This window comes from Pseudobutyrivibrio sp. JW11 (genome assembly GCF_900115355.1).
Taxonomy (GTDB): Bacteria; Bacillota; Clostridia; order Lachnospirales; family Lachnospiraceae; genus Pseudobutyrivibrio; species Pseudobutyrivibrio ruminis.
Map to the genome: position 1 here is coordinate 40,696 of NZ_FOWB01000018.1, position 17,006 is coordinate 57,701.

Below are 17,006 nucleotides of genomic sequence, written 5' to 3' on the forward strand. Positions count from 1 at the left end.
AAGAAGAGGAGGTTTTTATGTTGAGAATCGGAATGCTTACAAGTGGTGGAGATTGCCAGGCACTGAACGCTGCAATGCGTGGTGTTGTAAAGGGACTTGCAGCAAATGTAAAGGACCTGGAGGTGTATGGCTTCTTCAATGGCTACAAGGGTTTGATTTATGGGGACTACAGACTCCTTACTAGCCAGGACTTTTCAGGAATCCTTACACGAGGAGGAACAATCTTGGGCTCAAGCCGTCAGCCATTCAAGCTCATGCGTGAGCCAGATGAGAATGGACTTGATAAGGTAGAGGCTATGAAGTCAAACTACTACAAGCTCAATCTTAATTGCTTGGTTATCCTTGGTGGAAACGGTACTCAGAAGACAGCAAACCTCCTTCGCGAGGAAGGATTAAATATCATTCATCTTCCAAAGACAATCGATAACGATATCTTTGGAACAGATGTGACATTCGGATTCCAGAGTGCAATCGACATTGCATGTAACACAATCGACTGCATCCACACCACAGCATCATCACACAGCCGTGTGTTTATCGTAGAGGTTATGGGCCACAAGGTTGGCTGGCTCACCCTTTACGCAGGTGTTGCATCAGGTGCAGATATCATCCTGCTTCCAGAGATTCCATACGATATCAAGAAAGTCATCAAGGCTATCAATCATCGTGCGGAAGAAGGCAAGGGCTTCACAATTCTTGCAGTTGCCGAGGGTGCAATTTCCAAGGAAGATGCAAAGCTTTCAAAGAAGGATTACAAAAAGAAGCTTGAGACATCAAAGTATCCATCAGTTTCTTACGAGATTGCAGACCGCATTCAGAAGGAAACAGGAATCGAAGTTCGTGTTACAGTGCCAGGACATATGCAGCGAGGCGGAAGCCCAGATCCATTTGATAGAGTGCTTTGCACACGCCTTGGTTCTGCAGCAGCCCAGGCTATCATGGATGGCGATTTCGGCAACATGATTGCAATGGTAGATGGCAAGACAAAGCGCATCCCACTGGAAAAGGTAGCAGGAAAGCTCAAGGTAGTTGAGCCTGATTGCCAGATGATAGAGGAAGCGAAACGAATCGGAATAAGCTTCGGCGACTAAGCCAGGCTAATAAATAATAGGTAGGTAATTGACATGTCTTATATGGCATTATACAGAAAGTTCCGTCCACAGACATTTGACGATGTAAAAGGACAGGACCATATCGTTACAACTCTTCAAAACCAAATAAAAAGTGACCGTATAGGACATGCATATCTTTTTACAGGAACAAGAGGAACAGGTAAAACAACTATCGCCAAGATTCTCGCCCGTACAATCAACTGCGAGAATCCACAGGATGGTTGCCCTTGTATGGAATGTGCCATGTGTAAATCAATCACAGCCGGCAATTCCATGAACGTAATAGAAATGGATGCTGCATCAAACAACGGTGTAGACAGCATCAGACAGATTGTTGAGGAGGTGGCATACCCTCCTACAGAAGGTAAATACAAGGTATACATCATCGATGAGGTACATATGCTTAGTACCGGTGCTTTCAATGCCTTGCTGAAAACCTTGGAGGAGCCACCTTCTTATGTTGTGTTCATTTTGGCCACAACAGAAGTGCACAAGATTCCAATCACAATCCTTAGCCGATGCCAGCGTTACGACTTCCATCGTATTTCCATCGACACAATCGCTGCTCGTTTGCAGGAGCTGATGGATAAGGAAGGCGTGCAGGTAGAGGAAAAAGCTTTGCGCTACATTGCAAAGGCTGCGGATGGTTCAATGCGTGATGGCCTTAGTTTGCTGGATCAGTGTATCGCATTTTACATTGGTCAGACCCTTACATATGACAATGTGTTAAAGGTACTTGGTGCCATTGATACAGAGGTGTTCTCAAGACTTCTACGCCACATCATTAATGGCGAAATCACCCAGTGCATTGGCATCCTTGAGGAAATCATCACACAGGGCCGCGATTTAAATCAGTTCGTAAACGACTTCACTTGGTATTTACGAAATCTGATGCTTATCAAGAGCTCAGATGATATGGAAGATGTGCTTGAAATGTCTTCTGACAACCTGGCACTTCTAAAAGAAGAAGCTCAGATGGTTGACACAGAGATATTAATGAGATACATTCAAGTTCTGTCAGCACTTTCTAACGATATTAAGTACGCAAGCCAAAAGCGAGTACTGATAGAGATAGCCCTGATAAAGCTTTGCAAGCCACAGATGGAGCAGGATATTTCTGCTCTCAACAATCGAATGGCAAACCTTGAGAAAAAGGTGGAAGAGGGAGTGCCAGTAGTGATGGCCGCACCTCAGGCACAAGGCGCCACACCCAGCGCAGCTCCTGTAAAAAAGGAGCCATTACCAGCAGCAGTAAAAGAAGAGGTAAAGCAGGTGGCAAGCAACTGGAATGCAGTGCTTGGCAAGGTGGCACCAAATATAAAAATGTATTTGAAAGAGGTTACTACAGTCACAACTAATGACTTGGGAGAGCTTGTGCTGATATTTGATCAGCCAGCAGGTTCCGAGCGTATGGCAGGAGATTTTGTTAATCGCCCAGAAGTGCTGGATGAAATCGTGGCAGCAATCGAAGGCATGATTCACAAGACAGTAACCATTAAAGTAGAGATTAATTCCAGCGGTGTTAGTTCACAGAACACAAAGACAGACGTAAGAGACTACTTCGCGGGATTAGGTATAGAAATTGAAACTGACCCAGAGTAATAGGAGGATTTAAATATGGGAAAAGGAAGAGGCGGATTTCCAGGAGGAGCAATGGGTGGAGCCAACATGGCCAACCTTATGAAGCAGGCACAGCGTATGCAGCGCCAGATGGAAGAGGCTCAGGCAAAGCTTGAGGAGACAGAAGTTACAGGCACAGCCGGTGGCGGTGTTGTTGAAGTTACAGTTACAGGTTCAAAGGAAATCACAAAGGTACACATCGATCCAGAAGCAGTAGATCCAGATGATGTAGAGATGCTTGAAGACCTTGTTATGGCAGCTACAAACGAAGCACTTCACAAGATTGATGAAATCACAGCAGCATCTATGCCAAAGATGCCAGGTGGACTAGGATTTTAATAGATGGAATATTACAGCAAAGAAATTAGCAACTTAATAGCGGAGCTAAGTGATTTGCCTAGTATTGGAAGTAAGTCAGCCCAAAGGCTGGCTTTCCATATATTAGGGATGGATGAGGAAAAGGTTAACGATTTGGCCAATGCCATCGTGCAGGCCAGGAAAAATGTGAGATATTGCAAGCAGTGTTTCACACTTACTGACGATGAGCTTTGCCCAATCTGCTCCAACCCAAAGCGCAACCAAAACATCATCATGGTAGTGGAGGATACCAGGGATTTGGCTGCCTATGAAAAGACAGGCAAATTCGAGGGTGTTTACCATGTGCTTCACGGAGCAATCTCCCCAATGGCCGGCATAGGCCCGGGAGATATCAAGCTGAAGGAATTGATGGTTCGCTTGCAGCAGACAGATGTAGAGGAGGTCATCATCGCCACCAACTCATCATTGGAAGGTGAAACCACAGCGGCCTACATCAGCAAGCTGATTAAACCAACAGGCATCAGAGTAAGCCGAATCGCCTCAGGTGTTCCAGTGGGCGGAAACCTGGAATACATCGACGAGGTCACATTGCTTAGAGCGCTAGACGGCAGAACAGAGTTATAGAAAATAAAAGGGAAGAATGATTATGAAATACGATGCATTTATTAGCTACAGACATTTGGAGCGGGATATGTTTGTGGCAAAGAGAGTACACAAGGCTCTCGAGACTACCAAGATTCCTAGAAAGATTCAGAAGGAAATTGGCAGAAAAAAGATAGATAGAGTTTTCAGAGACCAGGAGGAGCTTCCAATCGGAAGCGACCTGGGCTCTAATATTGAGGCGGCTCTTAGAGAAGCAGCCTTTCTAGTTGTCATTTGTTCTCCACAGACAAAAGATTCATATTGGGTAATGAAGGAAATCGACACCTTCATTGCGATGCACGGCCGCGAGAATATCTTAGCAGTGCTTGTAGATGGAGAACCAGCAGATTCATTTCCACCACAGCTTTTAACAGATGAAAATGGTAATCTTGTGGAGCCGCTTGCAGCAGATGTTAGAGGTAAAAACAAGAAAGAGGTCAAGAAGAAGCTCAAGACAGAGACACTTCGTCTGGCTGCTTCTATTTTGCATGTAGATTATGACGATTTAAAGCAGCGTCATAGAGAGCGCCAGATGCGCCGAAATGTTGGGATTGCAGCAGCTATTGCAGCTATCGCAGTGGCGTTTGGTGGATACACAGCTTACAACCTTGCAAAGATAAACGAAGAGTATCAGCAGAAGCTTGTGAATGAAGCGCGAGTAATTGCAGCCACATCACTTGATGTGTTAGATGATGGCGATGCCAAAACAGCAGCGCTAGTTGCAATGGAAGGAATCGGTACCGAAGAAAACGGCCGCCCATATGTGACAGACCCAGTGTTTGCACTGTCTCAGGCTCTTGGCACTTATAATCTGGGATTAAATCTGGAGCACGATTTAAAGCTGAATCACGATGTAAATATTTCTGATTTTGCCATTAATGAAGATGGCAACAGAGTTATATCAGTAGATAACAATAACAAGATTTATATCTGGAATTTGGATAACGGTGAATGCACTTTTAAAAAGCCGGTTGATGTTGTTGAAGAGGAAGATGACAGAATTAGGGCTGTTGGGTTCGCAGGAGATATTGCTGTCGTTGCATCAGATTATTATCTTCGTGGCTATAATGACCAGGGTGAACTTCAGTATGAATACGCGCCTGAGGATGGCATCACATTTGCAAAAGTAGATGACTTTGGAAAGTATGTGGCTATTAAAACAGCGTATTACGATGATGAATACGAGAAACACGATTATGTTGAAATAGTAGACGCTACAACAGGTGAATCTTTAAAGAAATATGAGAATCAAACGCAGACTGCTTTTGGCGCCACAATGATGTTTGATAAAGATGGTAAAACATTCTATATTGAGCACTTGCCTGGTAATGATGAAGATCCAAACTATGCAACAGTAATTGATCTTACAACAGATGATATGATTGATATTCCTGTTGAAGGTGGAGCAATTATGGATATTGTTCCTACTAAAGATGGAGATGTTGCCATTGCTAGCATGAGTTATGATGCGTTGATGTCATATGAAAATGCACCAATGCATATATATAAGTGTGATAGAAAAACCGGTGAAATAAAGTGGTCCCGCGATGTAGATTACATAGGAGGTGCACTTAGTACAAGTTATTCTCATTTAGGAAGTAGAATTTTAGATATTGATGGAGTGGAATATCCTCAATTGATCATAAATGGCACAAAGAAGATGTACATTTTGGATTTGTACTCAGGTGAAGATGTATCCTCCTTCTCCACAAACGGCTTTATTCAAAATTATATGATGAGCGGAAGCAGCCAATTGCTATTTGTAGGAACTTCGGATGGAAAGCTTTCATATTACGATGCATTAACAGGTGAAGTGGCAGATGATGGCTTGGTAGATGTTTCGGATTCATTAATTGATTTTGATATAAAAAATGCGGTATTTGTATCTTCTGGATTTAGAAGTCCAAATCTTACTGTTTTGAAATTTAACGCAGACGAAGATTATGTTGCAAAAACGGAGATGGATACTGGCTTCTATGGTGGAGCAGCGATGAGCCCTTCCGGGGACACATATGTATTGCAGACTAGCAATGATGCTGCTTCCAATGCATACACCTGTAGAGTCTTCGAAACAGCTACCGGAGAAGAAATTGGAACAATTGATATCGACGGTGGACGATACGGAAAATTGTATTATCTAGATGAAGATACAATCATCTTTCCAACCTATGGGGGATCAGTATTATATTACTCAGTTAGTGATAAAAAGACTGAGGAAGTCAAAATATCAGAAGAAGATCTTATTAGCACAGATTATGCAATATCTACAAATTTGAAATATGTTGCTTATGGTGACGATAAGGAATTCTATGTAATCGATACACAAGCTCGAAAAATAATATACAGTGGAGAGGTTGACTTCAATTTCTGGAACATTGCTGTATCTAACGATGGAAAGACTGTATATGGTATTGATGTTTATGGCAAAGCATACAAGGTTAATGCCATCTCAGGAAAGTCGAAACCAATTTTTGAGGACTACAAAGTAAATGATATAAAGACAAGCCAGGATGACAATATAATTGCTGTCATCACAGAAGATGGTTATTTGAGAGTCTATAACTGGGAGATAAAGAAAGCGGAAAACACTATAGAGTATTATGGTGACAATTATTCTTACGTTGAATTCTCAAAGGATAATAATCTGCTGTATTTACAGGGAGATGATTTGTATTTCCGTATATACGATAGACAACAGGATAAGAACGTGTTCCTGATGAGCAACCAGATTAATGACTTGTCATATACGATTTATGATGAAGAAAAGAATCAACTATCTATTTTCAATTACACAGATATGTACATAATTGATTTGAATACATATGGATTTATAGATTATGCAGAGTACGGAAGATTATATATACCTCAAGCACAGGTGATTGTTAGTGCATATGGAACAACAATGACAGAGTTTAATGTTAAAACACAGGATGACTTGATAGAAAAAGTAAAAGAAAAATATGGAGATGCTAAGTTAACAGAACTCCAAAAACTGAAATATTTAGTTCAATAAGATTAAAGACATGAAAAGACCGAGGAAGAAGAAATTCCTCGGTCTTTTTGTTATAAGTATTGACGTGAAAGATAATAAGTATTATTATACTACCTACAACGCAATAAATTTTATGACAAAAATTTTTAACATTGTGGCTCAAACAATAAAATACATCTATACGAGATACAGAGAAACGCCGAAAATGCAGGCGTTATAAATTTTTTTAATATAAAATAGTTAAAGATTGAAAATGATTAGTAAAAGGAATAAAATTGAATTAATTGTGAAATAATTACCATTAACACAACAAAGCGGAGGAGAATGTATTTTGGGAAACAATAAAATTCTTTATGCCACTAAACGAGTAGTGGCAGCAGTAATGCTATCAGTATTACTTTTTTCCACATCAGAAATAGGCGTTTTAGCTGATAATTTGGATGGTCAGGAAGATACAATCACAGATGAAAGTATTCAGCCAGAAGAAGAAACAGTGGAAGAAGAAACGCAGACAGAAGAACAGGAGAATGCAGAGGAAGAAATCCGGCAGCAAACATTTAAGTTAGATGCTGTCCCAGAATCTAGTGGAGCGGATTTAACGGAATCAAAAGTAGAGAAATCAGGACAGGAAGCAGGTGGAAACGGCGATAACGGTGGCGAGGATGACAACCAAGACGATGAAGAATGTACTAATCATGATTGGGCTGATCCTGTCTATAGCGATGATGGCACAAAACTCATATATAAATGCAAAAATGCAAAATGCGATTGTACAAAGGAAGAGTCAACAAAGCCTGTAATTACAGAGGTAGATGTTAAAGGCGAAAAGGCAGAAGAGCAAGAGAAAATCTTTCATTCCAAAACAACAATTAAAGCGATAGTACATGTTGAAGGATTTGCATTAGATAAAAACCTAGATAACGTTGATGTAGATATTTGTGTATATGATTATAGCGATGAAACATCAACAGACAACCAATCGGGATTTAGTCTGAATAGCATATGCACTCCTGAAAGAAGCGGTGCTAATGGAACTCTAACAGTGACCTGGACATTAGAACCCGAAGTGGGAAAGATGTATTCTCTTGGTTACGTCGTAGCAGTCAATAAGATAAACGATAAAGTTTCGATTGCAGCAGATAAATATGAGCTTAATGACATAGTAGGCAATGCTGATGCAGCAAAAGAGAACAGCAAATTTAAATACACAATAAGTAGTAGTGATGGCACATATACATTAACAGAGCAGGATGTTAATGATAACGAAATAAAGTGGTATTCAAATAATGGTAACAGTGAGGATAAATTAAACCTAAAAATCGAAGGAAAAGCAAATGCCAAGATTCAAGTAAACAGCATTACAGATAGCCAAGGACAGGCAATTGAATTTGAAAGAAAAGATGGGAATGGCCGCTTTGAGACAAGACAGATTACTTTTTCTATCTTTGGACTTGAATGGACTTGGGACATCAATGTATGGGTGGTAGACAACATTTATGAAGCCCAGCTACCTACAGACGCATCCCGTACATACACAGTTACCTATACCATAGAGGGTGACAAAGAAAATACTTATACAAAAACCATAAAAACATTCATAGACAACGAACCTCCAAAGCTTGAAATAACATATAACAATCAATCGTCTCCAACAGGTTCGGAGGGGGCAGAAGCTGGATTCTACAATAATGATGTAACAGTTACTGCTAAAATAACTGAGGTTAATTTTGATGCGGTGGATGTATTACCAGGATTAACAGTAGTAGGAAGCACAGCAGGAGAAATACACTTTGAAAAGAAAACAGCTTCCGAACCATTAGAGAATGGAGATATTGTATATACGTATGAAGCAAAGGTTTCTGCCGAAGGTGATTATCATGTAAGCGGATGTGTAAGCGATAGAGCAGGAAACAATAATGCCGAAGGTTCATTTGAACAGACAAACTTTACGATTGATAAAACTGCTCCAGTAGTAGCAGAAATAACATTTGATAACAATGAAGCAAAAAACGAAAAATATTATAAGGCGGCAAGAACTGCAACAATTAAGGTTCAAGAGAAAAACTTTAGTACAGATGATAAATTTACAAGTTTAGAAATAACATCTAATGGTGGCAAGGCAGAAATTAGTGCTTGGCAGCAGTCAGGGGATGGTACATATACAAAGACGGTAACATTCTCAGAAGATGGTACATACAGCTTTAAGTTTAGCTGCAAAGATAAAGCTACAAATGTTTCTGAAACAAAAACGGTTAACGAATTTGTAATAGATACAAAAGCACCAGAGGTATCTGTAGAGTTTGATAATAATTCTGTACAGAATGGAAAGTATTTTAATTCTGCAAGAACAGCAAAAATAAAAATCAAGGATATAAATACAAAAGCTTCTCAAGCTGTAATAACAAAGTCTTCAGAAGAAGGCCTAAATGAATTACCTGAAATCAGTGGATATTATGATTCAGACGAGGAACATGAGGCGACTATTAGATTTGAAAAAGATGGAACATACGGATTCAAGGTGTCTTGCGAGGACTTGGCAGGAAATGTATCTGATTCATATACATGCAGCTCATTTGTAATAGATACGACAGCTCCTGTTATAGATATAACTGGTGTAGAAAACATGTCTGCAAATAAAGGAGCAGTTGAGCCACTCATAAGTGTAACGGACAAAAACCTAGAGGAAAAAAGTTTAGAAGTAACTCTTACAGGTTCAAATAACGGACTTGTGAATGGTGGTATGACTACGACTACAATTGCCGATGGGTATCAAATCAAGGTTTCTGATATCGCCCATGAAAAGGATAAAGATGATTTATATACCCTTAATGCAGTTATCACTGATTTGGCAGGAAATAAATCTGAGCGAAAGATAGAGTACTCAGTAAATAGATTTGGTTCTGTTTATGTTCTTTCACAAGCAACTAAAGATATGGTTGATGGATATTATGTTACATCTCCACAGGATGTTGTGATAACAGAAATCAATGTAGATAGCCTTGCTTACAAGGAAGTATCAGTAGGATTTGAAGGAAATGTAAAAACACTATCAGAAGGTAGAGGATATACCACTAGTGATTTGGTTAATGATCGTGGTTGGCATTCTATAAGCTATGTTGTTGGAAAAAATAATTTCAACAATGATGGAATATACAATGTGACTGTATTCTCAGAGGATAGAGCAACTAATAAGCAAAGTAATCAATCCAAAGATGCTGAAATAGAATTTTTAATGGATATGACAGCTCCAAGTGTAGTTGTATCAGGAATTGAAGATAACGGAACTTACGAAGAAGCGAATCATGATTTTTCAGTAAATGCTACAGACACAATTGGTGTATCAGCAATGATTATCACACTAAATGGAGAAGAGCTAGGAAGCTATACAAGTGAGGAATTGGCAGAAAGTGGTGGAACAAAGACTCTGACTATTCCTGAAAAAGCAGATTTGCAAAATATCGAAATAACATGTTCCGATGTTGCTGGTAACGTAACAAATCTTAGTTATAACAATTTGCTTGTTTCTCAGAAAGCGGAAGAACTAAGAGATAACGAGATTATTAGTGAGGTTCCAGGACCAAAAGCTGCTGGCGCGGCAATTCCAATAGCCATAGCTGCTGTTGCTTCAGTTGGTGCAGCAGGTGCAGGAGTTGGAGTATTTGCATTTAAAAAGATAAAGACTAGATAGTAGGAGATTTATTAATGAAGGGATTTAAGGCTCTTTGTGTATTGTCGTTAGGTTTAATAATGGCATTCTCGCCTGTTTATAAAGTGCAGGCTGCAGACGACACATCAAATGCTGAAAGTGCAAAAAATGGTGTTGTTCAAGTTAATACCGTATTTACGGATGAAAGCAATGTCAAACATATTATATGTGGTGCATCGGGATTTTTAATTGGAGATTCAGAGGGAAGTGAGTACGTAATAACCTGCAATCACATCCTTAATCCTGATGATGAGACTATTACTGCTGCTTTAGAATACCTTGAATTACCAAATTCAGAGGAAGATGTAGCGAAAATTTCATTTTCCACAGAGGTGGTAGTAGAAGGAGATGTTGTTCTTAGTACAACGGTTGTAAATACCAGCGCAGAATTAGACTTGGCTGTTTTGCAATTGCCACAGCCTATATATACAAAGAGTCCACTTACACTTCTTACATCACAAAATTATGAGGTGGCTAATCTGCCTTATGCGATAGCAGATACCGTATATGCGATGGGATATCCAGATGCAATAACTTATGATTCTGAAACCCAGTACTATTCAGATGAACAAGTGGCTATGACCATGGGGCATATCGTAAACCTTGTAAATCTACAAAATGTTCAAGTGATAGAAAGTGATGCAGCAGTAGGAGCAAATAACTGTGGCGGTCCACTTGTAGACGAGTATGGATATGTTATAGGAATGAATCTTCTTACAAGTGATGGAATGTATTCATGTGCACTGGACTCAACCAAAATAACAAAGCTTTTAGATGGCCTTGGAATTCAATATTCCTGTGAATATGAAAGACCTGTAGAGGAAGAGGAAGCCCCTGAAACTGAGGTATCTGATACAAAAGATAAGGGAATACCTACATACATAATAGTAATAATATGCGTTGGCATAGTTGCAGTTGTCGCAGGTATTACGACCACAGTAATTGTTATTGTAATCAATAAAGATAAACCTAAAAAGAAGTCAAAGAAGCAGCTTAAGCAAGAGGAAGAAGCCCGAATGCAAAGTTTTATAAATAAGCCGGGAGTAAAAACTCCAAAAGACCCGTTTAAGTTTGAAGCTGCTAATGACAACTGTGGGCCAACAGACACTGTTATATTAGCTGGCAAACCAGCTTCCAGCGAAACTACTATCCTTGGTCAAGGGCAAGGGATTTCCCAGCAGATTAAAATGGGAACACTTATAAGAGTAAAAACTGGAGAAAAAATACCATTGAACAAAGGTTATTTCACCATAGGAAAGGATAGCCTGCATGCAGATTATTATGTAAAAGATAATGGAACGATTAGTAGGCAACATGCTGCAATTCGTCAAACAAATAATGGTATTTTCCTAGAGGATTGTAATTCCACAAATGGAACCTGGTTGAATGGAGTAAAACTGGAAAAGGGTGGCAAGCAAAAACTTTCAAATGGTTCAGTAATTAAGATTTCAAACGAAGAGTTTAAATATGAGTTATAAAACAGACGTCAATACTGACATAGGAACAAAAAAAGAAGTAAACCAAGATTCGTTACTGGTAAAGCAAGGGAAAACAGCTGCGGGAGATGTAGTGTGTGTAGCATGTTTATGTGATGGAATGGGAGGTTTATCCCAAGGGGAAATGGCAAGCTCAAGCTTTGTTCGTAGAATAGATGAGTGGTTTAGAAATGAACTGCCAGGAGCGCTTAGTAAAGAGGAAAAAACGGAAGAGCTTAGCGCCAACGACATGGATAATAAGTCGTTAAAGCAGGTTCAAATACAGTTAAATCTAATAGTTCAGCAGATGAATGAAAAACTAAAAGAGTATGGTCGCACTCAAGGATTCAGAATAGGAACAACTGTTGTAATGATGGTGATTGTTAATGATGAATACTTGGTAATGAATGTTGGAGATTCAAGGGCATACGTATTTACGAATTCTCAAATAGGTCTTTTAACACATGATCATAGTTATGTGCAGCAGCAAATGGATTTAGGAAAAATGACATATGAAGAAGCTGTGAATAGCGATAAGAAAAGCATACTTCTTCAGTGCATAGGAGCATCCGAAGAAGTGAAGCCGGATTTTTATACAGGATCCTGTAACAAAGGAGAAAACTATTTACTGTGTTCAGATGGATTATGGAGAAAGCTAGATCCAAATGAAATAGTGAAAATTGCAGCCCAAAGGGATGGGTTAAAGAAGCTCACTGAGTTAGTAAAAAATAGAGGAGAGACAGATAACATATCAGGGTTATTAATTAGTATTTAAAATGCTGGAAATAGGAAGCGTAATTGACAACAAATACAAAATACTAAATAGAATTGGCAAAGGTGGAATGAGCATTGTCTATCTTGCAATGAATGAGCGTGCAAATAAGCAATGGGCAATAAAAGAAATCCGAAAAGATGCAATGATAGATTCTGATGTAAATCTGCAAAGCATCAAGACCGAAACAGAGTTGCTAAAAAACTTATCACATCCTAATTTGCCAAGCATTATAGACATAATAGATTACGAAGATAGCATTCTAATTGTAATGGACTATATAGAAGGTAATACATTAGGAAAAGCGCTAGAGGAATATGGCCCACAACCACAAGAATTTGTTATTGAATGGGCAAAGCAGCTTTGTGATGTATTGGGATATTTACATTCTCAGAATCCGCCGATTATTTACAGGGATTTGAAACCATCCAATATAATGCTTAAGCCGGATGGCACTATTGTGCTCATAGATTTTGGAACAGCAAGACAGTACAAGGTAGACAATATAGAAGATACTACCTGTCTTGGGACAAGAGGATATGCTGCACCTGAACAGTTTGGTGGTCATGGCCAAACAGATGCAAGAACAGATATATATTGCCTTGGAACAACTATGTATCATCTTTTGACTGGGAAAAATCCTAGTGAGCCACCTTATGAAATATATCCAATAAGATATTGGAATCAGGAGTTTTCACAGGGATTGGAGCAAATAATACTTAAGTGTACACAGCTTGATCCTGAAAAACGCTATCAAAAATGTTCATCTATAATTTACGATTTAGAGCACTATTATGAGTTGGATCAAAACTATCGTAAAAAAGAAAAAGTAAAGCTGGGAACTTTTGTTGCAGCAATGAGCATGGCTCTGATTACAGGTGTAGCTGCAATAACATGTCATGTATATGCTAGCAATCTACAACAATCTGGCTATGAAACACATATAGATAATGCTGATAAAAATCAGAATTCAGCAGATATGGAAACAAATTATATAGAGGCAATAAATATCGATCCATCTAAGGCAGATGCATATATAAATCTGGTAGATAAAGTTTATTTGGCAGATGAAAACTTTTCAGAAGATGAGGCGACAGAGCTCAGGCAATTGTTGATAACTACCAGTGGAAATCGCACATATGAGGATATCCTTAGTCAAAATGGGTCTGAGTATGCACTGTTTGCATATCGATTAGGCTTGGCTTATTTCTATAGCTATGAAGGCACGGGAAATAAACAGCAGTCAGCTTATTGGTTCAAAAAAGCGGCTGAGGGAGACTTGGAGCAGAGTCAAAAGGAGAGAGCTGTGCGATTGGGAAGTATAGCAGATTATTATATTTCCCTAGGAACAATAGATAAATCAGGGGATGGTGGTGTCTCATATAGTGACTACTGGGACGATCTAATGGCATTGTCAGATGGCAATATTGCTGAATTGGATAATGCAACCACAGCTTTGGTTATATATAAGGAACTTGCAAGTCAGATTTCAAGCAATGCCGAAAAGTTTCATAGAGATGGTGTCGCATATGATGATATGGAAATGGCATTACAAAACATTGAGGAACATGTAAAGAATGATATTGATAGCACAGATGCTGTAAATATCGAAAGAGTAACGACGATGGAAGAAGAATTGCGAACCAATATTGAAAAAGCAAGACAGACTATTTCATTGGCGGAACAGGAGAATAAATAAAAGTGGATACAGTTCAACAAACACAATTACTCAATAACATAGCCATAGTTTTAGCTGTTACAGCGATTACATTTCTCATAGTGGCCGTTGTTCTGTGGTTTGTATTTGATATAGCACATTCGATTAGAGTATTAACAAGAATAGGCACAAACAAGGATGTAGCGATTACAAAGACACCAGGGGTACAAAAGTCAAACGCTGTTCTTAACTGGAATACATCTGAGATGTTAAAAACCAAAAAGGTGTATGAATGTCCAGAAACGGAAATATTAGATAGTTCAACAGAATTGTTAACTGATGAAACACAGTTATTGACAGAGGTACCAAGTGGATTTGAGATAGAAGAAGACATAGTGATAACTGGAACTGATAGAACTATATAGCAAGTTGTATTAAACACCATAAAAAATGGGTTTAAATAAAAATTTTATAATAGGAGGAAAGAATAATGGCAGAAACAGGTATGAATACGGAAGAAGTCACTACTGCATTAAACACGATAGTGACAGAGGCAGCAGAGTTGGACATTATAGCAGATTCTGTTTTTGGGTTGGCTGAGCCTTTAAGTGAGGCTTGGAAAGGCGGTAATGCTGAGGACAATATAGCATACCTAGCAGAACTTGGACAGAATATGAAATCAATGTCAGATGCTATTATGGCTATTCATGATTGGACAGTTGTATTAAGAAACAATTATGAAGAAGTTGCCACTGACGGAAGTAATACATATTAGAAAGGGAGGGATATACCATGGCAGACATTATTTACGGACAGACCGATGATATGGCTGATACTAGTAATAAGCTGACTACTTTTAGTTCAGACTTAGAGGCTAGACTTAATCAAATAAGAAATAATATAACAACAATTGCAGACGCAACAAAGGGAAAATCATCTCCAGCATTATTAGATAATTATGAGGATTTAGATATAAAGCTGAAGCAATACGTTGAAGAGTTAGAAGTATATGGTAGCGGACTTCAGCAAAAGGCTAACGATTTTGAAGAAGTCGATGCTGTTGCGTCAGCGTCAGTTCCTACATATACAGTAGGCTAAGGTTTTTTTCATATGGCGGCTTTGTCCGCCATATGAATATTGTATAAAGGGAGGCAAAAATGGGAACAACAGCAGAACAAGAAGAAGCTGCTAGAAGAGCAGCCATAATGGCCGCAATAGCAGCATTAAAAATTGAGCTTGTTGGGGTAAATACTGCAATCAAATATTACGAAGCTATCCTTAGCATACTACAAAATGAAGATAGTTCTCTTGCATTTATAAAAAAAGATTTGACTACATTTGTATATGATTATGTGAGTAGCTACGATTTAAAAGGTGATACTCCATGGGGAGGCAATAAAAAAAATTCTGCGGTTACTGATTTAATGACAGCTAAAGCGGAAAAGACACTATATATTTCGGATACAGATAGCTTAAGCAGCAATATTGACTCTGCGATTGAAACAACAAATGAAAAACTAACTGAATTGTATAGTAAGAGAGATGATTTAGAAGATAAAATAGCGGATTTGGAATCACAATTATAGTAAGGGAGGAGGACATATGGCATTTGCAGACGAGAAGGGGAGACGTGAGTGTGGATCTGGAACTAGTTCAGCAGAAATACAGATTGACCAGGAAGTATATGAAGAGCTGGTTAAAGGAATAGAAGATCAGGCTGAATTAATAATAAGTAGAGATCAAGCATATTCAGAAGTAGATGCTTTTACAAGCAACAATGTTACTGTTCCTAAATATGAGGAAGAAGACCACAATATGGTTGATTTATTAAAGCAGTTAAAGGAACAGGTTTTTATGATTACAGAAACTATGAACAACATTAAAGAAAACTATCTTAATGTTGATGAAGAAAGCAAAAGAACTGCTCAAACAGAAAGTGTAAGAATGACAGGGCAAACTATTGCCTAAGATTTGATTAAAGGGAGATTTATTATGTCATACGCAGACGAAAAGGGGAACATAGAAGTAGGCGAAGTAGATATAGAGTGGGATGTTGCAGCACTAAGAAGTTATTTTGATGAATGCCAAAAGGTTTATAACGAGTTCCTTGAAATGTCAGATGCGTTAATTACCGCATTTGAAGCATTTGCAAATGATGAAACTCATAAAGGTCCAGAGGCTGATAGTGCAAAACATTTCATAGAAGAAAGACAAAAGCCACTTCTAATAGATATCACAAATGATATTCAAAAGCTTATGGACTTGCAGAACGGCCTTATGGATGATTTTAGTGAGACCGTAGATTCTTCATCCACTGCAAAAATAAGTACAGCCCAACTTCGTCAGATAATGCTAGATTTTATCTCTTATGAAGACTGCCTAGAAACAAATGGCAAGGCCATAGAAGCTATGGCTGAGATGCTAAATGAGAAATGCTCTGCTGTAGGAACATTTACAGTTCCAGACTATAGAAACTTCTATAAAGAGTTGGAAAAGATAACAAGTAATGATGGTCTATCAGGAATCGTTCCAGAGCTAAAGAAGGCACTTCATGATTTTGATGAAGCTCATAAGAATGACATAAGTGGCAGTGACTATAAAACTATTTTTGATACCATCAAAACAAACCTAGATACATTTATGGCTGGGTTTGGAAATGGAAAGTATTACGATATCAGTACTTATGATGCTACAGGTGGAAAGCTTCCATGG

The 17,006-nt window shown here is 38.7% G+C and carries 15 protein-coding genes; all 15 read left to right on the forward strand.

Annotation, left to right across the window (positions count from 1 at the left end; genetic code table 11):
- Positions 1–17: 17 nt before the first annotated feature.
- A complete protein-coding gene (locus BM102_RS12665) occupies positions 18–1,091 on the forward strand; it encodes a 6-phosphofructokinase (protein ID WP_044936676.1) in 1,074 nt (357 codons plus the stop codon).
- Between the two features lie 33 nt (positions 1,092–1,124).
- Entirely contained in the window at positions 1,125–2,714 is a 1,590-nt protein-coding gene (dnaX, locus tag BM102_RS12670; protein ID WP_044936674.1) for a DNA polymerase III subunit gamma/tau, read from the forward strand.
- A gap of 15 nt (positions 2,715–2,729) precedes the next feature.
- Positions 2,730–3,071: a YbaB/EbfC family nucleoid-associated protein gene (locus BM102_RS12675; protein WP_028243206.1), complete on the forward strand. Its 342-nt coding sequence runs from the start codon at positions 2,730–2,732 to the stop codon at positions 3,069–3,071.
- A gap of 3 nt (positions 3,072–3,074) precedes the next feature.
- Complete coding sequence (recR, locus tag BM102_RS12680; protein WP_044936671.1) at positions 3,075–3,674, forward strand: recombination mediator RecR; 600 nt, start codon at positions 3,075–3,077, stop codon at positions 3,672–3,674.
- A 22-nt stretch (positions 3,675–3,696) separates the two neighbouring features.
- Positions 3,697–6,705, forward strand: a complete 3,009-nt coding sequence (locus tag BM102_RS12685; RefSeq protein WP_177194972.1) for a toll/interleukin-1 receptor domain-containing protein — start codon at positions 3,697–3,699, stop codon at positions 6,703–6,705.
- 310 nt (positions 6,706–7,015) lie between these two features.
- A complete protein-coding gene (locus BM102_RS12690; RefSeq protein WP_090482459.1) occupies positions 7,016–10,372 on the forward strand; it encodes an Ig-like domain-containing protein in 3,357 nt (1,118 codons plus the stop codon).
- A gap of 14 nt (positions 10,373–10,386) precedes the next feature.
- Positions 10,387–11,868 carry a trypsin-like peptidase domain-containing protein gene (locus BM102_RS12695; protein WP_090482461.1) on the forward strand — a complete coding sequence of 494 codons (1,482 nt, stop codon included), beginning with the start codon at positions 10,387–10,389 and terminating at the stop codon, positions 11,866–11,868.
- Positions 11,858–12,640, forward strand: a complete 783-nt coding sequence (locus BM102_RS12700; RefSeq protein WP_090482463.1) for a PP2C family protein-serine/threonine phosphatase — start codon at positions 11,858–11,860, stop codon at positions 12,638–12,640. The genes BM102_RS12695 and BM102_RS12700 overlap by 11 nt, the downstream gene beginning before the upstream one ends.
- Position 12,641: 1 nt before the next feature.
- Positions 12,642–14,336 (forward strand): serine/threonine protein kinase, encoded by a 1,695-nt coding sequence (locus BM102_RS12705; RefSeq protein ID WP_090482466.1) that lies wholly within the window; start codon positions 12,642–12,644, stop codon positions 14,334–14,336.
- A gap of 2 nt (positions 14,337–14,338) precedes the next feature.
- Positions 14,339–14,719: a hypothetical protein gene (locus BM102_RS12710; RefSeq protein ID WP_090482469.1), complete on the forward strand. Its 381-nt coding sequence runs from the start codon at positions 14,339–14,341 to the stop codon at positions 14,717–14,719.
- Positions 14,720–14,784: 65 nt separating this feature from the next.
- The gene (locus tag BM102_RS12715) at positions 14,785–15,069 is read left to right on the forward strand and encodes a hypothetical protein (RefSeq protein WP_090482472.1); all 285 of its coding nucleotides are present in this window, start codon (positions 14,785–14,787) and stop codon (positions 15,067–15,069) included.
- Positions 15,070–15,086: 17 nt separating this feature from the next.
- Positions 15,087–15,392 carry a WXG100 family type VII secretion target gene (locus tag BM102_RS12720; RefSeq protein ID WP_090482474.1) on the forward strand — a complete coding sequence of 102 codons (306 nt, stop codon included), beginning with the start codon at positions 15,087–15,089 and terminating at the stop codon, positions 15,390–15,392.
- Between the two features lie 59 nt (positions 15,393–15,451).
- On the forward strand, positions 15,452–15,880 hold the full coding sequence (locus BM102_RS12725; RefSeq protein WP_090482476.1) for a hypothetical protein: 429 nt from the start codon (positions 15,452–15,454) through the stop codon (positions 15,878–15,880).
- Positions 15,881–15,896: 16 nt separating this feature from the next.
- Complete coding sequence (locus tag BM102_RS12730; RefSeq protein ID WP_090482479.1) at positions 15,897–16,262, forward strand: hypothetical protein; 366 nt, start codon at positions 15,897–15,899, stop codon at positions 16,260–16,262.
- Between the two features lie 24 nt (positions 16,263–16,286).
- On the forward strand, positions 16,287–17,006 hold a 720-nt coding region (locus BM102_RS12735; protein WP_143085496.1), incomplete at its 3' end, for an LXG domain-containing protein.